The organism is Janthinobacterium sp. LS2A (assembly GCF_036543145.1).
Lineage (GTDB): Bacteria > Pseudomonadota > Gammaproteobacteria > Burkholderiales > Burkholderiaceae_D > Janthinobacterium > Janthinobacterium aestuarii.
On sequence record NZ_JAZHPB010000003.1, the window covers coordinates 491,548 to 515,583 of the forward strand.

At 59.7% G+C, this 24,036-nt stretch carries 24 protein-coding genes, 1 tRNA gene and 1 pseudogene; 11 read left to right on the forward strand and 15 right to left on the reverse strand.

Annotated elements, in window-relative coordinates; translation table 11 throughout:
* Nucleotides 1-333: 333 nt before the first annotated feature.
* Nucleotides 334-618 carry a polyhydroxyalkanoic acid system family protein gene (locus V3C40_RS12345; RefSeq protein ID WP_034760280.1) on the reverse strand — a complete coding sequence of 95 codons (285 nt, stop codon included), beginning with the start codon at nucleotides 616-618 and terminating at the stop codon, nucleotides 334-336.
* Between the two features lie 200 nt (nucleotides 619-818).
* Between V3C40_RS12345 and V3C40_RS12350 the strand changes: the two genes are divergently transcribed.
* From V3C40_RS12350 to V3C40_RS12365, 4 genes are all read left to right on the forward strand, one after another.
* The gene (locus V3C40_RS12350) at nucleotides 819-2,216 is read left to right on the forward strand and encodes a hypothetical protein (RefSeq protein WP_219330049.1); all 1,398 of its coding nucleotides are present in this window, start codon (nucleotides 819-821) and stop codon (nucleotides 2,214-2,216) included.
* Nucleotides 2,217-2,312: 96 nt separating this feature from the next.
* On the forward strand, nucleotides 2,313-2,600 hold the full coding sequence (locus V3C40_RS12355) for a protealysin inhibitor emfourin (RefSeq protein ID WP_034754675.1): 288 nt from the start codon (nucleotides 2,313-2,315) through the stop codon (nucleotides 2,598-2,600).
* Between the two features lie 341 nt (nucleotides 2,601-2,941).
* Nucleotides 2,942-3,265, forward strand: coding sequence for a ferredoxin FdxA (fdxA, locus tag V3C40_RS12360; RefSeq protein ID WP_010395176.1), 324 nt, complete (start codon nucleotides 2,942-2,944; stop codon nucleotides 3,263-3,265).
* 275 nt (nucleotides 3,266-3,540) lie between these two features.
* Nucleotides 3,541-4,761 (forward strand): polyhydroxyalkanoate depolymerase, encoded by a 1,221-nt coding sequence (locus tag V3C40_RS12365; protein WP_072454276.1) that lies wholly within the window; start codon nucleotides 3,541-3,543, stop codon nucleotides 4,759-4,761.
* 85 nt (nucleotides 4,762-4,846) lie between these two features.
* Here V3C40_RS12365 and V3C40_RS12370 read toward each other — a convergent pair whose 3' ends face one another.
* The gene (locus V3C40_RS12370; protein WP_235194277.1) at nucleotides 4,847-5,632 is read right to left on the reverse strand and encodes a substrate-binding periplasmic protein; all 786 of its coding nucleotides are present in this window, start codon (nucleotides 5,630-5,632) and stop codon (nucleotides 4,847-4,849) included.
* 316 nt (nucleotides 5,633-5,948) lie between these two features.
* On the opposite strand from V3C40_RS12370, the gene rsxB reads away from it, so the two are divergent.
* Together rsxB and nth are read left to right on the forward strand one after the other, a co-directional pair.
* Nucleotides 5,949-6,680 carry an electron transport complex subunit RsxB gene (gene rsxB, locus V3C40_RS12375; RefSeq protein WP_331777571.1) on the forward strand — a complete coding sequence of 244 codons (732 nt, stop codon included), beginning with the start codon at nucleotides 5,949-5,951 and terminating at the stop codon, nucleotides 6,678-6,680.
* On the forward strand, nucleotides 6,677-7,324 hold the full coding sequence (nth, locus tag V3C40_RS12380) for an endonuclease III (protein ID WP_331777572.1): 648 nt from the start codon (nucleotides 6,677-6,679) through the stop codon (nucleotides 7,322-7,324). The genes rsxB and nth overlap by 4 nt, the downstream gene beginning before the upstream one ends.
* A gap of 119 nt (nucleotides 7,325-7,443) precedes the next feature.
* Here the strand turns inward: nth and proB are convergent, their stop codons facing one another.
* The 5 genes from proB to rplU all read right to left on the reverse strand — a co-directional run bounded on the left by proB (nucleotide 7,444) and on the right by rplU (nucleotide 10,860).
* Entirely contained in the window at nucleotides 7,444-8,562 is a 1,119-nt protein-coding gene (gene proB / locus V3C40_RS12385) for a glutamate 5-kinase (protein WP_319992351.1), read from the reverse strand.
* Nucleotides 8,563-8,589: 27 nt separating this feature from the next.
* Nucleotides 8,590-9,000, reverse strand: a complete 411-nt coding sequence (locus V3C40_RS12390; RefSeq protein ID WP_331777573.1) for a hypothetical protein — start codon at nucleotides 8,998-9,000, stop codon at nucleotides 8,590-8,592.
* 12 nt (nucleotides 9,001-9,012) lie between these two features.
* Entirely contained in the window at nucleotides 9,013-10,122 is a 1,110-nt protein-coding gene (obgE, locus tag V3C40_RS12395; protein ID WP_034754647.1) for a GTPase ObgE, read from the reverse strand.
* 113 nt (nucleotides 10,123-10,235) lie between these two features.
* Nucleotides 10,236-10,508, reverse strand: coding sequence for a 50S ribosomal protein L27 (gene rpmA, locus V3C40_RS12400; RefSeq protein ID WP_010395157.1), 273 nt, complete (start codon nucleotides 10,506-10,508; stop codon nucleotides 10,236-10,238).
* Between the two features lie 40 nt (nucleotides 10,509-10,548).
* The gene (gene rplU / locus V3C40_RS12405; protein WP_034754730.1) at nucleotides 10,549-10,860 is read right to left on the reverse strand and encodes a 50S ribosomal protein L21; all 312 of its coding nucleotides are present in this window, start codon (nucleotides 10,858-10,860) and stop codon (nucleotides 10,549-10,551) included.
* A gap of 304 nt (nucleotides 10,861-11,164) precedes the next feature.
* On the opposite strand from rplU, the gene ispB reads away from it, so the two are divergent.
* A complete protein-coding gene (ispB, locus tag V3C40_RS12410) occupies nucleotides 11,165-12,154 on the forward strand; it encodes an octaprenyl diphosphate synthase (RefSeq protein ID WP_034754644.1) in 990 nt (329 codons plus the stop codon).
* A gap of 60 nt (nucleotides 12,155-12,214) precedes the next feature.
* Here ispB and arsC read toward each other — a convergent pair whose 3' ends face one another.
* Both arsC and V3C40_RS12420 read right to left on the reverse strand, forming a co-directional pair.
* Nucleotides 12,215-12,637: an arsenate reductase (glutaredoxin) gene (gene arsC / locus V3C40_RS12415; protein WP_219330051.1), complete on the reverse strand. Its 423-nt coding sequence runs from the start codon at nucleotides 12,635-12,637 to the stop codon at nucleotides 12,215-12,217.
* 13 nt (nucleotides 12,638-12,650) lie between these two features.
* On the reverse strand, nucleotides 12,651-13,004 hold the full coding sequence (locus tag V3C40_RS12420; protein ID WP_319992349.1) for an ArsR/SmtB family transcription factor: 354 nt from the start codon (nucleotides 13,002-13,004) through the stop codon (nucleotides 12,651-12,653).
* A 121-nt stretch (nucleotides 13,005-13,125) separates the two neighbouring features.
* Here V3C40_RS12420 and V3C40_RS12425 point away from each other — a divergent pair, with 121 nt between their 5' ends.
* From V3C40_RS12425 to V3C40_RS12435, 3 genes are all read left to right on the forward strand, one after another.
* On the forward strand, nucleotides 13,126-15,219 hold the full coding sequence (locus V3C40_RS12425; protein ID WP_331777574.1) for an AsmA family protein: 2,094 nt from the start codon (nucleotides 13,126-13,128) through the stop codon (nucleotides 15,217-15,219).
* A 72-nt stretch (nucleotides 15,220-15,291) separates the two neighbouring features.
* Nucleotides 15,292-15,368, forward strand: a tRNA-Pro gene (locus V3C40_RS12430).
* A 173-nt stretch (nucleotides 15,369-15,541) separates the two neighbouring features.
* Nucleotides 15,542-16,495 carry a hypothetical protein gene (locus V3C40_RS12435; protein ID WP_072454269.1) on the forward strand — a complete coding sequence of 318 codons (954 nt, stop codon included), beginning with the start codon at nucleotides 15,542-15,544 and terminating at the stop codon, nucleotides 16,493-16,495.
* A 4-nt stretch (nucleotides 16,496-16,499) separates the two neighbouring features.
* Here V3C40_RS12435 and V3C40_RS12440 read toward each other — a convergent pair whose 3' ends face one another.
* The 4 genes and pseudogenes from V3C40_RS12440 to V3C40_RS12455 all read right to left on the reverse strand — a co-directional run.
* Nucleotides 16,500-17,576, reverse strand: a complete 1,077-nt coding sequence (locus V3C40_RS12440) for a type VI immunity family protein (protein WP_072454268.1) — start codon at nucleotides 17,574-17,576, stop codon at nucleotides 16,500-16,502.
* 9 nt (nucleotides 17,577-17,585) lie between these two features.
* A complete protein-coding gene (locus V3C40_RS12445) occupies nucleotides 17,586-18,254 on the reverse strand; it encodes a VRR-NUC domain-containing protein (protein WP_254798456.1) in 669 nt (222 codons plus the stop codon).
* A 59-nt stretch (nucleotides 18,255-18,313) separates the two neighbouring features.
* Nucleotides 18,314-18,895 (reverse strand): PAAR domain-containing protein, encoded by a 582-nt coding sequence (locus V3C40_RS12450; protein WP_254798454.1) that lies wholly within the window; start codon nucleotides 18,893-18,895, stop codon nucleotides 18,314-18,316.
* A gap of 239 nt (nucleotides 18,896-19,134) precedes the next feature.
* Nucleotides 19,135-19,293 (reverse strand): annotated as a pseudogene (locus tag V3C40_RS12455) (IS5/IS1182 family transposase); the annotation flags it as partial.
* Between the two features lie 995 nt (nucleotides 19,294-20,288).
* On the opposite strand from V3C40_RS12455, the gene V3C40_RS12460 reads away from it, so the two are divergent.
* On the forward strand, nucleotides 20,289-21,683 hold the full coding sequence (locus V3C40_RS12460; RefSeq protein ID WP_331777575.1) for a GntP family permease: 1,395 nt from the start codon (nucleotides 20,289-20,291) through the stop codon (nucleotides 21,681-21,683).
* A gap of 13 nt (nucleotides 21,684-21,696) precedes the next feature.
* Here the strand turns inward: V3C40_RS12460 and V3C40_RS12465 are convergent, their stop codons facing one another.
* Together V3C40_RS12465 and pcaD are read right to left on the reverse strand one after the other, a co-directional pair.
* Nucleotides 21,697-23,088: a sodium:solute symporter family protein gene (locus V3C40_RS12465; RefSeq protein WP_331777576.1), complete on the reverse strand. Its 1,392-nt coding sequence runs from the start codon at nucleotides 23,086-23,088 to the stop codon at nucleotides 21,697-21,699.
* A 143-nt stretch (nucleotides 23,089-23,231) separates the two neighbouring features.
* Nucleotides 23,232-24,035 carry a 3-oxoadipate enol-lactonase gene (gene pcaD / locus V3C40_RS12470; RefSeq protein ID WP_331777577.1) on the reverse strand — a complete coding sequence of 268 codons (804 nt, stop codon included), beginning with the start codon at nucleotides 24,033-24,035 and terminating at the stop codon, nucleotides 23,232-23,234.
* Nucleotide 24,036 lies beyond the last annotated feature (1 nt).

Genomic DNA, 24,036 nt, shown 5'->3' on the forward strand with positions numbered 1-24,036 from the left:
ACCAAATGTATTTGACCGAAAAAAATCGACCAAGCTACTTTTAACTGGATGCGGGTGTAAAACCCGAAGAATTATTCACCACTGAGCGAGTGGAGAGTACTGCGAAGCAGAAGGTGAAACGCGGTGTAGCTGTTGTAAATATGACTCAAGTATAACGCAAAAAGCCGCCAAAGTCCAATGGCTTTCCAAATAGAAATGTGCTAGCAATGTTCGCTAGCGTACAGTCAGACGTAAAAAAGGCGAAAAGCGACGTGTTTTCGTCGTCTTTTCGCCTTCCGCCGCAGCGCCATTTTTACCACCAAACTTGGCGCGAGACAAGCGGGGCAAACGCCATCAAGCTGGCTCGGTAAACACCTTGCGCATCTTCTCGGCAATCTTGCCTTCGATAGTGGAAGCAAAGGCGCTGAGCATGAAGCCCAGCTTGATTTGCAGTTGCGCCTGCTCTTTTTCCAGGGTCAGCGAACCATCGACGCCGCTGCGCTCGAAGCGCAGCACATCGCCATCCCAGGCGCACGCCAAATCATATTCCTGGGCCAGCTTGTCGGCCACTTGCTGCGCCGCTTCGCGCGCCTTTGCCGCCGTCAGCTTATGTTGCTGAACTATATTTATATCCGCCATCAAACGATCCTTTTATTATAAAAACGGGTGCCATACGGCCAGCATCATACCAGCCGCCATGCGGCGGGCGCGGCCGAAGCTGGCGCCGGACGGCTAAAAAAGCCCGTCCTTCCCGCGCATCGCTTGCGCCGTATCAAACCGGATACACCGAAGCGGGACGACTATTCCAGTTCCAGTTGCGCGTGTCTTGGAGAGCTACCATGGACCAGAAAGTCATCGTGCCGGTCGAAGCCGTACTGACCAAATGCGTGTCCCTGCCCGTCGGCTATGTCCCCACCCCCTCGGCGCCGTACCGCCAGCACCGCAAGAATGCGCAACTGACTCTGCAGCCGGGGCCGCCCCGCCTGACCGAGGCCACGGTGCGCAACGCGGCCGCCGTGCCCGTCGGTTCGCGCGTGCTGATCTGGAAGCAGGACCCGTCCGTCAGCGAACTGGGCACGCGCAAGACCTTCCTGCCCGGTCTGATCCTGCAAGGCCCGCGCGACGCGCGCGTCACGTTCGGCGAACCGGGCATCGCGCAGGTCAGTCCGAATGCCTTCGGCGACTTCATCGTTTCGCCCAACACCGACCAGTTCGACGCCGTGCACACGTTTGCCATCGTGCGCATGACATTGACCATGTACCAGCGCGCGCTGGCCAGCAACGACACGGCGCCGCCCCTGCCCTGGCAATGGAATAGCGCCAGCAACACGGCACCGCTGCGCGTGTTCCCGCACGGCTTGCCCAATGTCATGAATGCCTATTACAGCCGCAGCGACAAGGCGCTCAAGTTCGGCGACTTCATTCCCAGCGGCGCCACCGAGCGCGTCTACACCTGCCGCTCGCTCGACATCGTCTCGCATGAAACAGGGCACGCCGTGCTCGATGGCCTCAAGCCCAACTGGCTGCTCAGCAACAACCCGCCGCAGACGGGCGGCTTGCACGAATCGTTCGGCGACCTGACGGCCATCTTCCTGGCCCTGTCGCAGCTGGACCAGGTGGAAGCGGTCATCGCACAAACGAAATCCGACCTGCACGATAAAACGTTTCTGGCTGATCTGGCCGAGCAGTTCGGCCTGGCCCTGGGCCGTCCCAACGGCTTGCGCAATGCCGACAACGACATCAAATTATCGGAAGCCGGCACGGAAGTGCACGCCATCTCGCAAGTGTTTACGGGCGCCATCTACGACATCCTGGCCGACATCTTTGCCCACGAACGCCAGCCACAGCTGGAAGACGACGCGGCCGTGCTGCACCGCTGCGGCGACTACCTGCGCAGCCTCGTCCTGCGCGCCCTCGTGGCATCGCCCGACCAGGCCGCCACCTATGCCGACGTGGCCGGCCACATGCTGACGATCGCCGAGACCGATGGCAACAGCGCCTACCTGGACTTCATCCGCAACAGCTTTACCGTGCGCGAAGTGCTCAAGGCCAATGCCATGACGGAGGATGGACAGATGACATTTGCCCCCGCTGTCGTCGACGAAGACGACGCTGTGCAAGACAGGCGCGCCTGCTGCGGTACCATGAATCATGCGGAATACAGCGAGTCGGATCAATTGCTCGAAGCGGAGCGCGAAGCCCTGGCCGCCTGGTGCCGCAGTTACGGCCCCAAATAAACAGCACTGCAGCGCACCAGCGCGCCCGATCCAGGCCTGCCGGAAGAGCGGCAGGCTGTGGCGCGTCCCACCACCACCCCAACAGCAAGGAGCAGCATGAAAATTTCAGCCCGCAGCAGCGGCGGCTTTGCCGGCCTGAGTGAACAGTACGAGATCGATACGCAAGCCCATCCGGCTGGCCCCGGGCTGGAAGCGGCACTGGCCAGCAGCGGCTTTTTCACGCACGCGCAGGCGGCGGGCGAACAGGTGGGCGCCGATATTCCCCACTGGCAGATCACCGTCGACGCGCCCAACGCGCGGCGCACCATCACGTTTGCCGAGGATGGCAGTGCTGAAAATGCACGTTGGCAGCAATTGCTGACGCAAATACGCGCCAGCGCCTGATAGTTTCGGCACGATTTGGCACTTATTTTTACCGATCTTGATTTGGGTAAAACAAAAACACCACACGGCAAGCCAGCGCGCCGCCCGCCCCGTACCCTGCCGCATCGGGCGACTGTCGCTTTCTTGCCGCGTTCTTCATCGCAACGTCCCGGATAGTCGCTGAATTGCCCGCTCTACGCGGCAACGCCACTGCCAAAAAATGAATTTGCTTATATGTATTGTATATAAGCGGGATTTGTGAGAAATAGCGAATTGCCTTAAAATACAATGCTTTGCTTTAGTACGCGCCGCCGAGGTTCCTGCAGGCGCTACAGCACCTCCCCCAAATTGATAGGACTGTTATGACCCACGTTGTCACCGAATCCTGCATCGCCTGTCGCTATACCGACTGCGTCGATGTCTGCCCGGTAGATTGTTTCCGGGAAGGCCCGAACTTCCTGGCAATCGATCCGGACGAATGTATTGACTGCGCCGTCTGCGTGGCAGAGTGCCCGGTGAACGCGATTTTCGCGGAAGAAGACGTGCCGGGCGACCAGCAAGCCTTCATCAAGATCAACGTCGATCTGGCGCGTAACTGGCCTTCGATCACCAAGACGAAAGCTGCCTTGCCGGAAGCCGAGCAATACAAGGACGTCAAGGACAAGCTCGACATGCTGGTACGCTAAGCGCACGGCAGCTGCGGCGGCGATTCTTGCGGGGGAGGCTCTTCCCCGCAGGGGCGTAGCGGCAAAAAACAGACAAAAAGCAGCGGAAACGCTGCTTTTTTTGCTTTTAAAGCATGGTTGCAGGTCTATCCATGCAAGTGTGGCGCGCTGTCACAACTATGCGCAAACTGTGGATCTATGCGCGGTAAAGCACATTTTGTCCTCAACAAATATCGTAAAATTGGATTATGATATTTGAGCCGATATTGGCGCTTGGAATCAAACAAGGACTCTATATGCTTTACCAACTGCACGAACTGCAACGCTCTTTCCTCACTCCGGTGATGCAATGGGCAGACATGTCCTCCAAGTTATTTACCAACCCGGTTTCTCCACTGGCCCACACCCCGTTTTCGCAACGCATCGCAGCCGGCTACGAGCTGATGTACCGCCTTGGCAAAGACTACGAAAAACCGCAATTCGATATCCAATCCGTTCTCGTCCAAGGCGAGAGCGTCGACATCCGCGAACACGTTGTCGTGACAAAACCGTTTTGCCGCCTGATTCACTTCAAAAAAGAAACCACTGGCTTGCAACAGCCCAAAGTTTTGCTGGTTGCCCCCCTGTCCGGTCACCACTCGACCCTGCTGCGCGACACCGTGCGCGGCTTGCTGGCCGAGCACGATGTCTACATCACCGACTGGACGGACGCGCGCATGGTACCGCTGACGGAAGGCCCGTTCCACCTGGACGACTACATTTATTATGTGCAGGAATTCATCCGCCTGCTGGCGCCTGACTTGCACGTGATTTCCGTCTGTCAACCGACCGTGCCCGTGCTGGCCGCCATCTCGCTGATGGCGACGGCAAAAGATCCGCACATGCCGAAAACCATGACGATGATGGGCGGCCCGATCGACCCGCGCCGCTCGCCCACGCAAGTCAACAACCTGGCGACGGAAAAGAAATTCTCGTGGTTTGAAAACACCGTGATCTACGCGGTGCCGCCGAACTATCCGGGCTTTGGCCGCAAGGTGTATCCGGGTTTCCTGCAGCACGCCGGTTTCATCGCCATGAACCCGGGCCGTCACGCGCAAAGCCACCGCGAGTTCTACATGCACCTGGTGACGGGCGACGACGAGCCGGCGGAAGGCCATCGCCAGTTCTACAACGAGTACAACGCCGTGCTGGACATGCCGGCCGAGTACTACCTGGAAACGATTAAAACCGTATTCCAGGAATTCAGCCTGCCGATGGGCACGTGGAAAGTGGGCGGCCAGCTGGTGCGTCCGCAAGACATCACGAACGTGGCGCTGTTCACGGTAGAAGGCGAACTGGACGACATTTCCGGCGCCGGCCAGACGCAGGCGGCGCATGACTTGTGTTCCGGCATCCCTGCCGAGATGCAGCAAGACTTCGTGGCGCCGAAATGCGGCCACTACGGCATCTTCTCGGGCCGCCGCTGGCGCGAAATCATTTGCCCGAAAATCGGCGAATTCATTCAGAAACACGGCTGATACACGGCATCTCCATCAAAACGCCACGCCAGTTCACACTGGCGTGGCGTTTTCTTTTAGGCACGTACAACAGCGGCGCCACACGTCAAGGGGAGGACGGGGCCGTGGCCAGGCTCTGATCAAGCCGCTTCCAATAATCGCGTTCCAGCCGGGCCGTGTCGATATCGCGCGCCGCCTCGTTGAAGCGCTTTTGCCGCGCAGCACCTTCGGCATCGCGCTGGAAGCACACGTAGACGGGGCGCTCCTTGAAGACGGTATCGATGATGGCGATGCGTTCCCGTTCGGCCTTGCTGAAGTTGCGTCCCATCAGCAAGTGCTGCAGGACATGGCGCTCGATGACGATCACGCGGTAACGCTTGATCAACAGCTTCTTCAGATTCGTCGCGTCGTTCAAGCCCTCTTCCGTCTTCAGTTCGCCGCGCGCCACCATGCCATCGAACTGTTCTCCATTCGCATAGCCGGCCACGGTGCCGATGCGCAGCTTGCCCAGATCGGCCAGGGTGGCGCCGGGCACGCCATCTTCCTTCAAATAGGCCAGCACGCCCTGCGTATTGCCAACCGGCACAGAAAAGTGGCAGAGCTTTTCCCGTTCCGGCGTGCGCCAGACGGCCAGCAGCCCGGCGTAGCGGGGGCTGGCCAGGCCAAACTGCATGGCACGCTTCCAGGGGAAATATTCATATTTGACTGCATAGCCGAGGCGCTCGAAGACGGCGCTGACCATGGCGCCCGACATGCCGTCGGCAGGCAGGCTGCGGGTAATGAAGGGCGGCCAGTCTTCCGCCGCGAAGCGGACGATGCGCGAGCTGGCAGCGCCCGGCGCCGCCATGGGCGAGGCCGCCTGCCCGTACGCAAGGGCAAGTGTAGAGTGCATGAGCAAACAGAAGGGCAAACCAACTGTCCGGAGGAAACGCATGTTTGGCTCCTATGGCCTGGCGCGCATTGCAATGCAGGCGCGGCAACAGGACTGGCGGTCGGCTTTTGATAACTAACTTGATAAAATCATGCTCCCACAAAAAAAAGAAATTGCAAAGTTGTTTATTTGCACTTTGACATTCCCAAGGGAAATAAAATACGATTGCGGCGCGCCTGCAACAGCCCGCCATGACACACCTTATCCCCTCTTGCGAAACAGGTTTTTACTTGTGCGCGCCCCGGATGGCCGATAATGGCGTTTTACCGTATCGAAGATGACCGTGCCGCATCCCGCCTCTCCCTCACTTGCCGACCAGATCGAAGACTTGCTGCCGCAAACGCAATGCACCAAATGCGGCTACAACGGCTGCCGCCCGTATGCGGAAGCGATAGCCGCCGGCAACGCCGACATCAACCAGTGCCCACCGGGCGGCGTGCAAGGCATCGCGCGCCTGGCCGGCTTGCTGGGCAAAAAAGTCATTCCGCTCAATCCCGTCAACGGCCTCGAACGTCCGCGATCTGTCGCCTATATCGACGAATCGCTGTGTATCGGCTGTACCCTGTGCATTCAGGCCTGTCCCGTGGACGCCATCGTCGGCGCCGCCAAGCAGATGCATACGGTGGTCACTAGCCTGTGCACGGGCTGCGACCTGTGCGTGGCGCCCTGCCCCGTCGACTGCATCGTCATGTACCCGGTCAGCGGCGACGCCACGGGCTGGGATGCCTGGAGCCAGGCAGAGGCCGATGACGCGCGCGTGCGCCACGATTTCCGCACGCAGCGCCTGCGCCGCGAAGCCGAGGCCAACGACGCGCGCCTGGCCGCCAAGGCAGTCGCCAAGATGCAGGAAGTGACGCAGGAAGTGCCCGTCACGCCAGATGAACAGGCAGAAAAAGAGCGCAAGCGCGCCATCATCGCCGCCGCCATGGAGCGCGCGCGCGCCAAGGCCGCTGCCGCCAGCACGGACACCTCCCCGCCAGCCCCCAACACGCCGAAAAAAGACGCATGAACGCCGCCAAACGCCTGGAAATCTTTACGCGCTTCCGCGCCGCCAATCCATCCCCGAAAACGGAACTCGAATACACGACGCCGTTCGAGTTGCTGATCGCCGTGCTGCTGTCGGCGCAAGCAACGGACGTGTCCGTCAACAAGGCGACCCGTTTGCTGTATCCGGTCGCCAATACGCCGGCCAAGATACTAGCCCTGGGCGTCGACGAGCTGACCAGCTACATCCGCACCATCGGCCTGTTCCGCACCAAGGCGAAGAACGTCATCGCCACCTGCCAGATCCTGCTCGAGCAGCACGGCGGCGAAGTGCCGCGCGACCGCGCCTCGCTGGAAGCCTTGCCCGGCGTGGGCCGCAAGACGGCCAATGTGGTCATGAACACGGCGTTTGGCGAACCGACGATGGCCGTCGACACGCACATCTTCCGCGTCTCGAACCGCACCGGCATCGCACCGGGCAAGAATGTCGATATCGTCGAGCAAAAGTTATTGAGGTTTGTACCGAAAGAATTTCTGCACGACGCCCACCACTGGCTGATTCTGCACGGCCGCTACACATGCACGGCACGCAAGCCGCAATGCTGGAACTGCATGATCGCCGACCTGTGCGATTACAAGGACAAGTCGCCGATGCCGGCTGTGGTGTAGTCAAAAAAAAACGGCCCGAATGGGCCGCTGTGATTACGTCGTAGGTCGGATTAGCGCGCAGCGCGTAATCCGACAGGACGCGGCAACAATGTTGTCGGATTACGCTCCGCTAATCCGACCTACAGCAAGACCATATTATCGCGGTGAATCAGCTCATGGCCTTCCATGTAGCCGAGGATGGACTCGATCTCGGTGGACGGCTTGCGCATGATGCGGCGCGCTTCGCCGCTCGTGTAGTTCGACAGGCCGCGCGCCACGGGCACGCCGTCCGCGTCGACGCAGGTGATGACGGCGCCGCGGCCGAACTCGCCGTTCACGCCCGTCACACCGATCGGCAACAATGATTTGCCTTCCTGACGCAGCTTTTGCACGGCGCCCGCATCGAGCACGACGGCGCCAGCCGTATGCAGATGATCGGCCATCCACTGCTTGCGCGCCGTCAATTGCCCCGTTTGCGCCCGCAGCTCCGTGCCGATCGCTTCGCCCTGGGCGAGACGGCTGAGCACGTCGCTGTCGCGGCCCCAGGCGATGATCGTATGGGCGCCGGACTTGGCGGCGCGCTTGGCGGCGAGGATTTTCGTCAGCATGCCGCCGCGTCCCAGGCTGCTGCCGGCGCCGCCGGCCATCGCTTCCAGGGCCGGGTCGCCGGCGATGCCTTGCGTGATCAGGTAGGCGTTCGGGTCCTTGCGCGGGTCGGCCGAGAACAAGCCGTGCTGGTCCGTCAGGATGACGAGCGCATCGGCTTCGATCAGGTTGGCGACCAGGGCGCCCAGGGTGTCGTTGTCGCCGAACTTGATTTCATCGGTGACGACCGTGTCGTTTTCATTAATGATCGGCACCACGCCCAGGCGCAGCAAGGTCGTCAGGGTGGAGCGGGCATTGAGGTAGCGTTCGCGGTCGGCCAGGTCGGCATGCGTGAGCAGCACTTGCGCCGTACCGAGGCTGTGGGCGCGGAAGCTGCTTTCATAGATTTGCGCCAGGCCCATCTGGCCAACGGCGGCGCACGCCTGCAATTCGTGGATATCGGTGGGGCGCTGCTCGAAACCGAGGCGTAGCATGCCTTCGGCGATCGCGCCGGAGCTCACGAGCACGACTTCCTTGCCCAGGGCGCGCAAGCCGGAAATCTGCGCGGCCCAGCGCGCGATGGCGGCATGGTCGAGCCCGCGGCCATCGTTGGTGACCAGCGAGGAGCCGACTTTGATGATGATGCGGGTAGCTTTTTGAATCACGGAATCCATGGGGCGGCGCTCTTCACTTAATAGACGTCAGCGCGCAGGACGCAGCAGCAGCAAGACCAGTCCCGCCGTCAGCTCCATTGCGCACATGAACAACACAAAACCCTGGGGCAAGCCGAAGCTGATGGCCGCGAACAGACGGCCGGCGGGCTGCGCCAGGACCAACATTGCAGTGATATCGCCGAGGACAGGCGGTTCGCCCTGCCGTGCCGCGAACAGCGCCAGGAGCGCGGTAGCGCCCCAGACACCGACATGAGTAGCGTAGAACTGGCTGTAGCCATTGACGCCATTGAGGAAGATGCCCATGCCGGCCGCCATTGCATCGGCGAACAGCAGAAAGGCGACCGCGCTCAGCCCGTAAGCATACGCGATCAGATGCAATACACGGCGCTGCCACGCTTGCTTGCGCGCGGACGCGGCAGCGACCGTTTGTACCGACATCAGGATAAAGCCTTAGTCGAGGATCTTGAAACGCGGATCATCCGGGTCGATCGACGAGATACCGCGTGCTTCTTCGGTCATCTGCGTTTCTTCGGCACGGCTTTCGCTGTGTTTCTTCTCTTCCAGATGCTGGTAAATCGCATTCACCAGTTCCGGACAACCTTGATGGTTCAGCGCGGAGATCTCGAAGACGGGACCTTTCCAGGCGAAACGCTTGAGGAAGTCCTTGACGATCTTCTTGCGCTCTTCTTCCGGCACCATGTCGAGCTTGTTCAACACCAGCCAGCGCGGCTTGTCGACCAGCGACTCGTCGTACTTCTTCAATTCCTTGACCAGCGCCTTGGCTTCCTTGACAGGATCGACGTTGGTTTCAAACGGCGCCAGGTCGACGATGTGCAACAGCAGACCCGTGCGCTGCAAGTGACGCAGGAATTGATGGCCCAGGCCCGCGCCTTCGGAAGCGCCTTCGATCAAGCCGGGAATATCGGCGATCACAAAGCTCTTCTCGTGCGACACGCGCACCACGCCCAGGTTCGGGTGCAGAGTGGTAAATGGGTAATCGGCAATTTTCGGACGCGCGTTCGAGACGGCCGAAATGAAGGTCGACTTGCCGGCGTTCGGCATGCCCAGCAGGCCAACGTCAGCCAGCACTTTCAATTCCAGGCGCAGTTCGCGGCGTTCGCCTTCCTTGCCCTCGCCTTTTTGGCGTGGTGCGCGGTTGGTCGAGGACTTGAAGTGGATATTGCCCCAGCCGCCTTCGCCGCCCTTGGCCAGCATTTCGGTCTGGCCGTGCTCGGTCAGGTCAGCCAGGATTTCGCCGCTCGCGTTGTCGATGATCAAGGTGCCGACCGGCATGCGCAGGTGGATGTCATCGGCGCCCTTGCCATAGCAATCTGCGCCACGGCCAGGCTCGCCATTGCGAGCCTTGTGCATTTTGGAGAAGCGGAAATCGACGAGCGTGTTGATATTGCGGTCGGCGACTGCCCAAATGGTGCCGCCCTTGCCGCCATCGCCGCCATCGGGACCGCCGAAAGGCCGGAATTTTTCACGGCAGAAAGAGGCGCAGCCGTTGCCGCCATCGCCCGCGATGACTTCGATTTTTGCTTCGTCGATAAACTTCATAATTTTGCCGCCATAAAACTAAAAAGGCTCTACCTTGGGCAGAGCCTTTCGATTGAAGGCTTGCGCCTTACATCATGCGATCATTGCGGAGCGAACTGGCGCTCCGCGATGAATTACGCTGGTACTGCTGCGTTAGGTACAACGGTCACGAATTGCTTCGAGCCAGCACCTTTGACAACGAACTTCACTTTGCCCGCGATCAGCGCGAACAACGTGTGATCCTTGCCCATGCCTACGCCTTCGCCGGCGCGCACTGGGGTGCCGCGTTGACGAATGATGATGCCGCCAGCATTGATAGCTTGGCCGCCGTAGACTTTAACGCCCAGACGTTTTGATTCTGAATCACGGCCGTTTCGCGTTGTGCCGCCGCCTTTTTTATGTGCCATTTAAGACTCCTTGATAGCTGATTAATTCAAACAGCGGCGATTAGCCGTTGATCGAAACGATTTGGATTTCGGTAAAATTCTGGCGATGGCCTTGATGCTTTTGGTAGTGCTTACGACGACGCATCTTGAAAATTTTGACCTTATCATGGCGACCATGCGCCACAACCGTAACCAGTACCGTTGCACCTTCGACCAATGGAGCACCAAACTTGATGCTGTCGCCCGCGCCTACTGCGAGAACTTGATCGATGGTGATTTCGGAACCAATGTCTGCCGGTATCTGTTCTACTTTAAGTTTTTCGCCAGCGACAACTTTGTATTGTTTGCCACCGGTTTTTATGACCGCGTACATGATTTGAAACCTCATCAAATGTTGAAAGAATTTGTCCCATTGCCGTGCAAAGCAAGCCGTACACAACAGGGGGAACCAGCGATTATACACGGACTGAGAAATTGCGTCAAAAACTATTCACAAAGGCCGATGATCGTGGTATGTCGACAACCCGGCCGTCATGTCAGGCTTGCGCCAGGCGGACAGCAAAACGCGCGCCAGTGCCAACAAGATCAATCAATTGCCCTACAGTCATAGGCAAACGTCACGCACGCGCAAGCCTTGTCGTATAATCGCGGCACCCACAATCTAATGCAGGTTCGCCTTGTCTGACGCTAACAAACACGTTAACCAAAACACCATCGTGCAAACGATTGCCGCCGATATGGATGCAGTCAATACGGTGATCCGCCAAAAGTTGCACTCCGATGTGATTCTGATCAACCAGATCGCTGAATACATCATCAGCGCAGGCGGCAAACGCATCCGTCCCGTGCTGATTTTGCTGGTGGCCAATGCCCACGCCTATCGCGGCACGGCGCACCATGAACTGGCCGCCGTGGTCGAATTCATCCACACGGCCACCCTGCTGCACGATGACGTCGTCGACGAATCGTCGATGCGCCGCGGACGCCAGACGGCCAATGCCCTGTTCGGCAATGCCGCGTCGGTGCTGGTGGGCGACTTCCTGCACTCGCGCTCGTTCCAGCTGATGGTGTCGCTCAATAATATGCGCGTCATGCAAATCCTCTCGGACGCCACCAACGTGATCGCCGAAGGCGAAGTGCTGCAATTGCTGAACATGCACGATCCGGACGTGACGCAAGAAAGCTATTTGAACGTCATCCGCTCGAAGACTGCCAAGCTGTTCGAAGCGTCGGCGCAACTGGGCGCCCTGATCGCCGGTGCCAGCGAAGACGATATCGAAGCGGCAGCCGAATACGGCCGCTCGCTGGGTACGGCGTTCCAGCTGATCGACGACGTGCTCGACTATGCAGGCGACGCCGCCGAAATCGGCAAGAACGTGGGTGACGACTTGCGCGAAGGCAAACCGACCATGCCGCTGATCTGGCTGATGGAAAACGGTACGCCGGAACAGCGCGAACTGGTGCGCAGCTGCATCGAGCAAGGCGACGAACAGCATTTCGACACCGTCCTGACGGCCATCACCAGCAGTGGCGCCCTCGACTACACGCGCAAGCAGGCGGAAATCGCCGGCCAGCGCGCCGCCGACGCCATCGCTGGCTGGCCGGACAGCGTCTACAAGCAATCGATGCTGCAACTGTGCTCGTTTGCCGTGGACCGCAATCACTGATCGCGTTTTACTCTCCATAATACAAAACGGCGCCAATGGCGCCGTTTTTTTCATGCCCGCCTATTTCACCGGCTTGCCATCGGCGCCGACCACCGCCTGGCCATCTTCCTTGGCAAACGCCCCTTGCTGCGGCAGCGGCAGAATCTCCAGCACCTTTTCCGACGGCCGGCACAGGCGCACACCCAGTTCCGTGACGACGATGGGACGGTTGATCAAAATAGGATGGGCTTGCATGGCGTCCAGCAGGGCAGCATCGCTCAGCTCGGGATTGGCCAGGCCCAGCTCGTCGTACAGGGCGCCCTTGTCGCGCATGACGGCGCGCACGGACAGGCCCGCGCGCTTGATCAGGTCGACCAGCTCCTCGCGCGTCGGCGGATGCTTGACGTAATCGATGATGACGGGCTCGACGCCCGTGTTGCGGATCAGGGCCAGAGTATTGCGCGACGTGCCGCACGCCGTGTTGTGATAAATCGTGATCGTCATGTCGTGATGTCCTTCAGTTAGTGGGTTCGTTGACGCAGCAAGGCGCGCCAGCGCAGCAGTTCTCGGTCAAAAAGGCCAGCAAGCCGTTCATGCCCGCATAGTTGGCGGCGTAGATGATGGAGCGGCCCGCCTTGCTCGCCGTCACCAGATTGGCATGCGCCAGTTCTTTCAGGTGAAACGACAGCGACGATGGCGCGATCGCCAGCGCTTCGGCGATTTTCGTCGCGGCCATGCCTTCCGGCCCCGCTTGCACCAGCAGGCGGAACACGGCCAGCCGCGATTCCTGCGCCAGCGCGGCCAGGGCTGCGATGGCGGCCGTGCTCGTCAGTGGCTCGGCTTGCGCCGCGATTGAGTTTTCATTTTCCATATTTCAATAATAGTCGAATTATTGAATCATTTCAAGCGAGGTGTCTTACGTAACCCAGCGCACCGACTGTTATGGCCTATCGGTCTACCTTGATGAAAAAATCACTGCGATTGGCAACCTCATGACACGCTCAACCCCGCTCAAAATCCTCGGCTGGAGCCTGGCCGCCCTGCTCGCCCTGATCACCATCGTCGTCATCTTCGTGCTGACCTTCGACTGGAACCGCGCCCGCCCCTACATCAACGAAAAGGTGTCGGAAAGCACGGGCCGCAGCTTCGTCATCGGCGGCGACCTGCAGGTGAAATGGCAGCAGGGGCTGAAGACGGAGTCGGGCTGGCGCCGCTATGTGCCGCGCCCCGTCATCAGCGCGCAGGACGTGCGCATGAGCAACCCGGACTGGGCGACGGCCGGCCCGCAACTGGCCAGCGCGAAACGTATCGACGTGGCCATCCATCCCTTGCCCCTATTGCAGCATCGCGTGGTACTGACGGACCTGGCGCTCCAGGCGCCCAACATTGCCCTGCAGCGGCGCGCCGATGGCAGCAACAGCTGGACCTTGAAAGACAACGGCCCTTCGGCATGGGACGTGGAAATCCAGCGCATGGCCTTCGGCGACGGCGTCATCCGCTATCTAGACGAGGACATCGCCCTCGACGTGCACGCCAAGGTCAGCTCGACGGCGCCCGACGCCACGCCCGGCGATGCGCCAGGCAATGCGCCCGTGCAGAAATACGGCATCGCCTTCACCCTGGGCGGCAGCTACCGCAAGGCGCCCGTGACGGGCGGCGGCAAGGCGGGCGCCGTGCTGTCATTGACCGACAACCACACCGTGTATCCCGTGCAGGCGCATGCCGTGCTGGGCAAGAACAAGGCCAGCATCGATGGCACGCTGACGGACCCGCGCTCGCTGTCCGGCATCGATTTGCAGCTGAGCCTCGCTGGCGCCAGCATGGCGGACCTGTACCCGCTGACGGGCGTGCTGCTGCCGGAAACGCCGAACTACGCGACCAAGGGTCGCCTGCTGGGCAAGAAGGACGGTGCCAGCTGGAACTGGACCTACCAGAATTTCAAAGGCACGGTGGGCCAGAGCGACCTGGCCGGCACCCTGCAATATCTGCCACGCCAGCCGCGGCCCCTGCTGCGCGGCGAAGTGGCGTCGCAGCAGCTGCGCCTGGAAGACCTGGGCCCCACCATCGGTGCCGACAGCAATGCGCGCAAACAGGCGCGCGGCAAGGCGCCCGTGCAACCCGGGAATAAAGCCTTGCCAGTGGAACAGTTCAATACGGCCAAATGGGATGCGCTCGACGCCGATGTGAAGTTCACGGGCAAGAAACTGGTGCGCACGCACGATATTCCGCTCAACGATATCGTCGCCAACATCCGCATGAAAGACAAGGTGCTGAGTTTGACGCCGCTCAATTTCGGCATGGCCGGCGGCAATATCACCTCGAACATCACGCTCGACGGCCGTCAAAAGACCATCGCCGCACAAGCCAAGGTGGCGGCGCGCCACCTCAAGATACGCGAACTGTTTCCCAAGCTGCAATCGATGCAAGCGAGCTTCGGCGAAGTGTATGGTGACGCGGCACTGACGGGCCACGGCAATTCCGTCTCGGCCATGCTGGCCAGCGCGAATGGCGAGCTGGCAGCCACCGTCAGCGAAGGCTCCGTCAGCCAGTTCATGCTGGAACTGGCTGGCCTGAACCTGGCCAATGCCGTCTTCGTGAAAATCTTTGGCGACAAGCAAGTGCACCTGAACTGCCTGGCCAGCGATTTCGCCGTCACGAATGGCCAGGCCGACGTGCGCCGCTTCGTGCTCGACACGGACACGGCCGTCGTCAATGTCACGGGCAACGTCAACCTGGCCACCGAAACCCTGGACCTCGACGTGCGCCCCCGTACCAAGGGCGCCCGCATCATCACCCTGCGCACGCCGCTGTACGCAAAAGGCACGTTCAAGAACCCGGACGTGGGCCCGCAAAAAGGCCCGCTGGCCCTGAAAGCCGGCGCCGCCGTGGCCCTGGCCACCGCCGTCACGCCGCTGGCCGCCCTGCTGCCGCTGGTCAACGTCGACAAAGCCCCCGACACGGACTGCGCCGCCGTCATGGCCCAAGCCAACGCCACCCGCAAGGCCCCGACTTCGCCAGCGACGAATGCGCCAGCGAAAAAAGTCAGCGAAGCGGAAATCAAAAAGGCGCAGCAGGAAAAGAAATAAGCAGGCTTGCAACAAACAAGCTTGATGCAGCCGCTTGAAACCCGCTCCGCCATCTGCTGTAATGAAGAAAAGCGGGGTGTGGCTCAGCCTGGTAGAGCGCTGCGTTCGGGACGCAGAGGCCGGAGGTTCGAATCCTCTCACCCCGACCATATTTCCCTTAAAAATCAAAGAGATGTACTGGCATGATTTTTCAGCACTGCGCAGTCTAGGCACCATCTGTGCCAAATCTGTGCCACGAAAAATACTTCCGCTTTTTTTCACGAAAGGCTATAAATTTCACGAATGCCTCGCTAGACGGGTTTTCACCTACAGGAAACCTGACATGGCCACTATCGAAAACCGCAGCCGCTACACCGTCTCAGTCAAAAATCGCTACGACCTCCACCGAGAATTGCCCTTCACTCAACTCGCTCAAGCCAAGCAGTACGCCATCGAACTGGGCAAGCAAAATTACAAACCCTACCTCACCCAAAAGGAAAATGCCTTCCTCATCAAAATTACGCAAGCGGGCTACAAGCCCGTTCGCTACACCTGCCAGTCACTTCAAGCGGCCGAAGATGCGATTGCCCGAATTGAGGCAGAGCGCCGCACCGGACTATTCATCGATTACACCAAGGCCCATCAAGTAACGTTTGAGGGCCTCTTGCGACGCTATATAAAAGAAGAAGGTCCCAAGAACAAAGGTTGGGAAAAATCAGAAAAATACAAATGTTTAGGATGGCTGGAAGGCCTCAATGGCGGCGCGGAAAAACGCGTTGCCCAGATAAAAGCTAAGGCTACCAATGTCGGCGCAAAAAACCCAAAGCATCACTCAATGCGTCAGCCCGCAGGAACTATCCTATGGATGCGCAAACCCTTCGCCAACATCCAAACCACCGATATCGAAGACTACATGAAAGACCGCAGGCAGGACGTCAAGCCGTCTACAGTCGACCGAGAGCTGGACGTCATCAGGGCCATCTTCACAGTCGCGACAAAGGTATGGAAATATCGTATCGGTGAGAACCCGATGGACGGGGTACGTCGGCCAAAATACTGGAACGAACGAGACCGCCGTCTCCGGGGCGACGAAGAACAACGCCTTATCGCATCAGCCATCGAGGAAGACCGACTGCGCTCAATTGAATTGCGCGTTGAAGAACTGATGACGAGTAACCGCAAGGTTGCGGTCGGCTTTACGCAAGTTGCCGGCGCGCGCACCGCCAGACCTCACCTCCACATGCTCACCGCCGTGGAGGTTTTTCATGTCGGCCTGGGCGAATGCCCGCTGTTTTAAGCAATCAGAGGCGAGTAGGAAGGTCTGGTAGCCCAGCAAATTTCGGCTCGTCTAGCAGTTTAGCCTTGTACGCCATTAGCTCATTGTCCGCGACATCGAAACGGTTCAGCCATTCCTCCGCAGCTCGGCCAATCAACCGTGGCTCGCTCCCAGCGGATGCGTAATGCATCCGGACTTTCGGTGTCCTAGTGGGCTTGAGGAGCATATTGGGAAGCACCAACCGCGCGGGTATCGGCGAGTCAGCAGGTGCGGCTTCGGGTTGGGCGCCGCCCTGGATTACAAGCCCAGTCCCATAGTCGAATAGGCCAAACCAGTCCATCGGTAATGCCGAACGAATGGCCGATATACCTCCGATTTTTTCCACATAATCATTGTCTATCGCTGTGAGCCAGCCTACTGTTTTAATGCCCAGGTGCGCATTGACTGCGCCGCTAACAAGATTGCCGGCATCAAACCCTCGGAGCTTGGACGTCAGGAATGCCTCGAATGCCTGGTTCTCGTCATAGTGAGCGGCCGACAGTATTAGACTGTGGCCGCCATACCCGTGGACGGCACATAGGCGTCGGGCGAAGCTCACGAAGAGCGTCTGGAAAAGTCCGGGATTTTCTTCGACGAACAAAATGGGCATGCTAAACCGCAGCCCGCACAAGCCCCAGCCTCCCATTTCCGCCCGCCAAGCGGGGAGCCCGACGACCTGAAACTCCCATGGACCCGCGTCCTGGGCCTGCACACCGCTGGTGTAATGAAAACTCACTGCATCGTCTGCGTCCATACGCACCAGCATTTTGTTCAGCGGTTTTGCCTCCGCGTAGGCCATCTTATCCGGCCCTTCCGGCGGGTCTTCCCGGTAGAGCCAGGTGAGTTTAGGCTCAGCCTTGGCCTGGAACTCTTCGAAACAAGCGCTGATGGCATCGCGAACCGCCGGGAGATGCGCATCCTTGAAGAAGAGCGTGCCGGCGATTGCGGGCACGCTGCCGACATAGTCCTGTGGTCCCTGCTTAGTGAGCAAGCCCCCAGGTACATTCATTGCATCCGGGTTCTCGCGCAGAAGTTCCAGCAAGTCCGATGGTAATTCAGTCATGTTCAGTCCTTAATACGCTGGCAAGCCACCAAGCGGCGGCCGTTTTATAACAACAACCATATAGATTAACCTAAGAAGAGCGGCGGCCTTCGCGAGCTGCTCGACCGGGATTTTTGAGGGCTCGAGCTCGGCCCGGTCGCAGTCGCACTCATCAGATGCCAACGGCACCATTTTCATTTCGTCTCCGGCGATGACGATATAGTCCTCTCGCTGACCGGGACGGAACGGGTCTCCAGGGAATTTTATTTCCACGACCTGTTTGATGTTGTCCTGCGTTGGAGGTTTCGTCGGGTCCTTGACGATAATGACGTCGGGTCTCCGTGTGTAGCCCTTGCCTGGTTTATAAGGCACAGGGCGGCTTGGGTCTTTCGGCCAAAGGACATTCGTCCAGCCGGGCCACAGGGTTCTGCTTTTCGTGTCCACGTCCTTATCCAGAAAAGGCGCTGGCGGCCGCTTAGTCATATCGTATGTGAACTCCGCCTTGTATGGACTTCGGTGGCCAAGGGCCACATCGAGAGCTTTCAACCGAGCCGAGACGCACTCTTGTTTCAGCGACCGGCCGTCCGCACCGATTGCCGGCATGCTTTGGCATTTGCACACGGCGGAGCACAAGGCCTTCTTGTCAGAAAAATCGAGCTGCGGCTTGTTAATCGGCACGACGGTCGTGGCGCCTTCCATGCTCATGCCTCCCACGGCCAACGGCGCTTGCCCTGCGGGCGGGGTGTTATTCGGCCCCGTCATGCGTCACCATCCTGAATCAAGTCGAATGCAAGCGACTCAAGGCCGTCCCGTTCCACCCACTGGGTGAAGCCCTCCTCGTCCGTGCTGCCCGTGATGTACTGGCCATCGGTCGACCGTACGCGTACAGCCAAGCTGCGCACGGGGTCACCTGTTGTAGCGTCGACCACCTGAAAGCGGCCGCGAAAGCGTTCAGTTTCATCCGCCACGGGCTCATCTTGATACCTGCTGGCCAACCCGGTGTGGATAATACCAAAGCCCTGCATCAAGGCCATTGGTGGGAGACTGCCGTGGGCGCCCGGCGCGGCGCCGCCCGATGGTGTCGTAAGGGTGCACAACTGGCTCGAGAGTAGCGTGGCGCCACAAGCAGTCTTACAGCCATGGTAGGCCACGGCCTGGCCCGCATCGATGAGGCTGGTGTCGCCTTGGCTGATGGGAAACACTCCCTTGCACCGAGGGCAAGAGACCATATCACCGACACGAGCCCAGCCTTTGCCATGAGTATCCGATAACGGTGAGCAGGTGACGACGGTGCCGCCGTGGCTCGTCTTATCGCCTAGCACGATTACGGGATTACTCAAGATTTTCCTTTAAATACTTTTTATGCAATATTAGCACAATTGTTAATCTCGACGTTTACGTCACCTCTATGGTCGAAATTCCACAGCAAAATGCCGTCGACCAGCAACTCACATTCTGTGCCGAGGTTCGCAGACTCGCCCCCTAGTGGGGCCTCTTTTCAAAACATGCTTTTTGAGCGATTCAGATGGCTATGTTGCACAAATAAATTGATAGCGTCGTACCCTGCCCCCGGACTGAGTTATCCCGTGGACACCGTCGTGGGTGTGCCGAGTCGGGCTAATCGATTGAGGATAGCGGCGCGTACTTGCAACTTCGTGACTTGGCGGTCAAAGTCCCTCACCATCACCCGCTCACCGAGAAGCTTGAAGCAACGAATTTTCGTTTCCACCAGAATGCGCCAATAGCTCAGCCCATGTTCTAGGGCATGCGCGCGTGATTGAAGGCGGCACCGGCTAGGCAAATGGCGTAGATGATGCGGATTGTGGATGGATAGCCATCTGGTGCCACAGCGCGTAGTGCATCCTAAAAAGGTGCCCGCTACGTGTCGGAAGGGGCACGGAGAGTAACTCCGTCCTGAGGGACGACTATACGAGCAGCTTGCTTTGCCTTCATCCGCGAAACCGGTTCATTGCTTTTTTCACTTGAGTTCGGACGTCCTGTTACTTTTACCTCCAGGACTTCGTCGCTGGTACTGCCAACGGACTGGTCACTGCGATGACCATCAGTTCCGCCGCCACGCAGCGTCCTATCAAGCCATGAATAGAAGACATCGGGATGCCAAAAGACGCGCCCGGCTAGTAATGTAGGAGTAGGAATCCCACCGGATTTGACGAGGTTCTCGATAGTACGGGTTGTGCAGTCAAGTACAGCTGCAACTGCCTCTTTGGTCATTGGTACGAAAGGTGCGGTCATTTTTTGGCGTCCATGTAATGAATTACATGGATAGCTATCGAGGTTTATACGCCTCCGAAAAGCCTGGAAAATATGCGGAAAATGCGCTGCACTCGGCTTGTTGTTACACTTACGGATATTCAAAAAGAAACTTGTATACGACCATACCGCCATCAAAATCTGTGTCAAATCTGTGTCATTTGACACAGATTCCCATCTTCGCGAAGCTAACCGAAACTGACCGAATCTGAGTATAACTTGTTGATTTTAAAAGGATGGTGTACAGTAGCCATACCCGTCTTAAAGGCAACAAAGCTTCGAAAATGTCGTTCGGGACGCAGAGGCCGGAGGTTCGAATCCTCTCACCCCGACCAGCCTCCTCCCTCACTGCGCCAGCTTGAACTGCTTGCACCTTGACCTGCGCGTTGGCGGGTTGCCGAGAAGTATGTTATTAATTTAATTATTAATATCTTAACCACTTCTCGCGCAAGGGCCTGACCGATGTCTTTCCTGATAGTTCTGGCCGCATTGGCCTTCCTGATGCTGGCCGCCTACCGCGGCTACAGCGTGATCCTGTTTGCGCCCGTCGCTGCGCTCGGCGCCGTGCTGCTGACCGATCCTTCGGCCGTGCCGGCCGTGTTCAGCGGCATCTTCATGGAAAAGATGGTGGGCTTTATCAAGCTGTACTTCCCCGTCTTTTTGCTCGGCGCCGTGTTCGGTAAACTAATTGAGCTGTCCGGCTTTTCCCAGTCCATCGTCGTGGCGGCCATTCGCTATATCGGCAGTGCGCGCGCCAATGCCGTGATCGTTGCCGTGTGCGCGGCGCTCACGTACGGCGGCGTGTCGCTGTTCGTCGTGGTGTTCGCCGTGTATCCGTTCGCGGCCGAACTGTACCGCCAGAGCAATATCCCCAAGCGGCTGATGCCGGGTGCCATTGCCCTGGGCGCGTTTTCCTTCACCATGGATACGTTACCGGGCACGCCGCAGATCCAGAACATCATCCCGACCACCTTCTTCAACACGACCGGCTGGGCCGCGCCATGGCTGGGCACGATAGGCGCCGTGCTGACGGTGATCATGGGACTGGCTTTCCTTGAATGGCGCCGCCGTTCCGTCATGGCGACGGGCGAAGGTTATGGGGCCGAGGCCGACAAGGCCACGGCCGATGTAGGCGGCTTGCCCCATCCGCTGCTGTCGGTGGCGCCTTTGGTGTTGGTGGGCGTGGCCAACTTTGCGCTGACCAAACTGATTCCCCACTGGTATGGCGACAGCTACGTGCTCACCGCCGAGGCCCTGCCGGGCTTGCATGCGCCCGTGTCGACGTCGATCGGCGCCGTGACCGGTATCTGGGCCGTGGAAGGCGCCTTGTTGCTGGGAATTTTGCTCGTCTGCATTACCGCCTTCGGGCGCATCCGCGCCGCCTTTGCCGAAGGCACCAAGGCGGCCGTGGGCGGCGCCTTGCTGGCGGCCATGAATACGGCGTCCGAATACGGCTTCGGCGGCGTCATCGCCGCGCTGCCCGGTTTCCTTGCCGTCAGCAACACCTTGCGCAGCGTGCCCGATCCGCTCGTCAACGCGGCCGTGTCCGTGACGACCCTGGCCGGCATCACGGGCTCGGCCTCGGGAGGCATGAGCATCGCGCTGGCGGCCATGTCGGACAGTTTTATCCAGGCCGCGCAGCAGGCGCACATTCCGCTCGAAGTCATGCACCGCGTCGTGGCCATGGCCAGCGGCGGCATGGATACCTTGCCGCACAATGGCGCCGTGATCACCCTGCTGGCCGTCACGGGCCTCACGCACCGCCAGTCCTACCGCGACATTTTCGGCATCACCGTCATCAAGACGGTGGCCGTGTTCCTCGTCATTGCCATCTATTACATGACGGGACTGGTCTGAGGGTTGGGGCAAGCTACAGCCGCGACGACGATGCCGGCTTTGCCAACGCATGCGCCGGCTTGAACAGATGGCTGATGCCCATGGTCAGCAACGGGCCGGCCAGCGCAAGGTAGGAACTGTCCACGCCGTACGGATTGCCCGCCAGGAACCAGCCAATCGTGGCGATCACCGAGACGATCACGCCGACAAAGGCGCCGCGCGGTGTGCCGAATTTCGGCGCATAGAAGGCCATCAGCACCAGCACGGCCAGGGTGGCGCGCAGGGCCTTGCCCAGGAAGGCGATCATCAGCAGTTTTTCCGCATACAGCGCCAGCACCAGCGGCAGCAATCCCGCCACGACGATGGCGATGCGCAGGAACATCAGCGATTTCGCGTCGTTCTTGGCCTTGTTGTACCAGGGATCATAAAAATCCTTCATGGCCAGGGTGGCCGATGCCAGCGTGGTGGCGGAAATGCCGCCGAACAGGGCGCCGGCCAGGCCCACGATCATGATGCTGGCTGAAAATGCCGGCATGTGGGCGATCATGGTGGGAAACGCGTCGATCGACTTCATGCCCGGATACAGCACGGCGCTGCACATGCCGATCAGGGCCGCCATCAGGCCGAACGGGATCATCAGCGACGACACGTAATAGCAGGCGCGCTTGGCCACGGCCGGGTTGTCCGTGCTGACCAGGGCCTGGATCACGTATTGCGTGGCAAAGATGGAACCGATGCCGCCGATCATCCAGGCGATGATCTGGCCCCAGCCGATCTCGACCCAGTTGAACATCTTGGCCGGCAACTGCGCCTGCAGCGCGCCGATGCCGCCCGTTGCTTCCAGCGCATACGCGAGCGCCAGGATCACGCCCAGGTATTTGACGATGGAGTGGGCGAAATTCGTGTACACGACCGAGCGCATGCCGCCCAGGCTGACATAGATCACGGTGATGGCGCCCACCAGCAAGATGGCGACCGTCTTGTTGATGTGCAGCACGGCCGCCAGCACGGCGCCGCCGCTCGCGTACAGGGCCACGGCAACGATGCTCAGCGCGACGATGGTGAGGATGGATGCCGCATAGCGCACGGGCTCGCCATACGTTTGCGCGAGGATGCCGGAAATCGTCGACTGCCCGCTTTCCTTGTATTTTTTGACCAGCACGATGGCCAGCAGGAAAAAGCCCAGCGACAACGCCACCAGATTCCAGGCGGCGGAAATGCCCAGTTCATAGCCTTTCTGGGCCGTGCCGATGCTGACGGAACTGCCGATGAATTCCGACAGCAGCAAGGCGCCGATCAGGAAAGCGGGATAGTTGCGCCCACCCGCCGTCATGCCCTCGGCGCTGTTCGCATGCTTGCGCACGCTATAGGTAATGTACGACATGAGGGCGAAATAGCCCACCGTGACCGCAGCGATAATGATCAATCTGTTTTCCATCCGTCTACTCCAAGTCTGCTTTTCTTATTATTATTTTTCAAGAAAGCTTCCCCTGCCGCATGCCGGACCAGCCGGCGGCGGTGCTCAGGAGAAAGCCGCATTCCCGCCATACCGATACGGTACAGCAAGCCTCACACTAAAAAAGTCCTCAACTGCGCCGTAAACATGTCCGCCGCCTCGATGTTCGAGATGTGCGAGGCGGGCAGGCTTGCCAGACGGCCGCCCGCGATCTGCTGCAGCAGCCAGCGCCCGTCGTCGATGGTGGTCACGGGATCGTGCTCGCCCGCGATGATCAGGGTCGGCACGGCGATCGTGCCGACGGCGTCGTGCAAGTCCGTCTGGGCCAGCACGTCGCAACAGGCCGCGTAACCGCCCGCATCCTGACTGCGCAAAATGCCGGCCAGGCGCGCCACCGTCTCCGCTTCGCGTTCGATAAACTGCGGCGTGAACCAGCGCGTGGCGGCGCTCTCGGCCACCGCGGCCATGCCGTCGCGGCGCACCTGCTCCGCCCGCAGTTGCCATGGCGCGGCGCCGCCGATGCGCGCCGCCGTATTCGCCAGCACGAGCTTCGTCAAGCGCCGCGGCTGGTGTATGCCCAGCCACTGGCCCGTCAAGCCGCCCATGGAAATGCCGCAGAAGGCGGCGCGTTCGATATCGAGGTGGTCGAGCAACGCCACCACGTCCAGTCCCAGCCGGTCGATGCCGAACGGCGCATCGCCGCTGGCCGACCGGCCATGGCCGCGCGTATCGTAGCGCACGACGAAAAAGTCGCCGGCCAGCGCGGCCGCCTGCGCATCCCACATGGACAGGTCCGTGCCGAGGGAATTCGACAGGACCAGGCAGGGCTTGCCGCGCTCGCCATCCGTGCGGTAATGCAGGCGAATACCGTCCACGTCGCACGTCTGCCCGACAGTGTCATTGCCTATCTGCGTCATG

Bases quoted from the DNA above. Each gene is read 5' to 3' on its own strand.
- V3C40_RS12345 (WP_034760280.1), bottom strand. From the start codon at position 618: ATGGCGGATATAAATATAGTTCAGCAACATAAGCTGACGGCGGCAAAG.
- V3C40_RS12350 (WP_219330049.1), top strand. From the start codon at position 819: ATGGACCAGAAAGTCATCGTGCCGGTCGAAGCCGTACTGACCAAATGC.
- V3C40_RS12355 (WP_034754675.1), top strand. From the start codon at position 2,313: ATGAAAATTTCAGCCCGCAGCAGCGGCGGCTTTGCCGGCCTGAGTGAA.
- fdxA (WP_010395176.1), top strand. From the start codon at position 2,942: ATGACCCACGTTGTCACCGAATCCTGCATCGCCTGTCGCTATACCGAC.
- V3C40_RS12365 (WP_072454276.1), top strand. From the start codon at position 3,541: ATGCTTTACCAACTGCACGAACTGCAACGCTCTTTCCTCACTCCGGTG.
- V3C40_RS12370 (WP_235194277.1), bottom strand. From the start codon at position 5,632: ATGCACTCTACACTTGCCCTTGCGTACGGGCAGGCGGCCTCGCCCATG.
- rsxB (WP_331777571.1), top strand. From the start codon at position 5,949: ATGACCGTGCCGCATCCCGCCTCTCCCTCACTTGCCGACCAGATCGAA.
- nth (WP_331777572.1), top strand. From the start codon at position 6,677: ATGAACGCCGCCAAACGCCTGGAAATCTTTACGCGCTTCCGCGCCGCC.
- proB (WP_319992351.1), bottom strand. From the start codon at position 8,562: ATGGATTCCGTGATTCAAAAAGCTACCCGCATCATCATCAAAGTCGGC.
- V3C40_RS12390 (WP_331777573.1), bottom strand. From the start codon at position 9,000: ATGTCGGTACAAACGGTCGCTGCCGCGTCCGCGCGCAAGCAAGCGTGG.
- obgE (WP_034754647.1), bottom strand. From the start codon at position 10,122: ATGAAGTTTATCGACGAAGCAAAAATCGAAGTCATCGCGGGCGATGGC.
- rpmA (WP_010395157.1), bottom strand. From the start codon at position 10,508: ATGGCACATAAAAAAGGCGGCGGCACAACGCGAAACGGCCGTGATTCA.
- rplU (WP_034754730.1), bottom strand. From the start codon at position 10,860: ATGTACGCGGTCATAAAAACCGGTGGCAAACAATACAAAGTTGTCGCT.
- arsC (WP_219330051.1), bottom strand. From the start codon at position 12,637: ATGACGATCACGATTTATCACAACACGGCGTGCGGCACGTCGCGCAAT.
- V3C40_RS12420 (WP_319992349.1), bottom strand. From the start codon at position 13,004: ATGGAAAATGAAAACTCAATCGCGGCGCAAGCCGAGCCACTGACGAGC.
- V3C40_RS12425 (WP_331777574.1), top strand. From the start codon at position 13,126: ATGACACGCTCAACCCCGCTCAAAATCCTCGGCTGGAGCCTGGCCGCC.
- V3C40_RS12435 (WP_072454269.1), top strand. From the start codon at position 15,542: ATGGCCACTATCGAAAACCGCAGCCGCTACACCGTCTCAGTCAAAAAT.
- V3C40_RS12440 (WP_072454268.1), bottom strand. From the start codon at position 17,576: ATGACTGAATTACCATCGGACTTGCTGGAACTTCTGCGCGAGAACCCG.
- V3C40_RS12445 (WP_254798456.1), bottom strand. From the start codon at position 18,254: ATGGAAGGCGCCACGACCGTCGTGCCGATTAACAAGCCGCAGCTCGAT.
- V3C40_RS12460 (WP_331777575.1), top strand. From the start codon at position 20,289: ATGTCTTTCCTGATAGTTCTGGCCGCATTGGCCTTCCTGATGCTGGCC.
- pcaD (WP_331777577.1), bottom strand. From the start codon at position 24,035: ATGACGCAGATAGGCAATGACACTGTCGGGCAGACGTGCGACGTGGAC.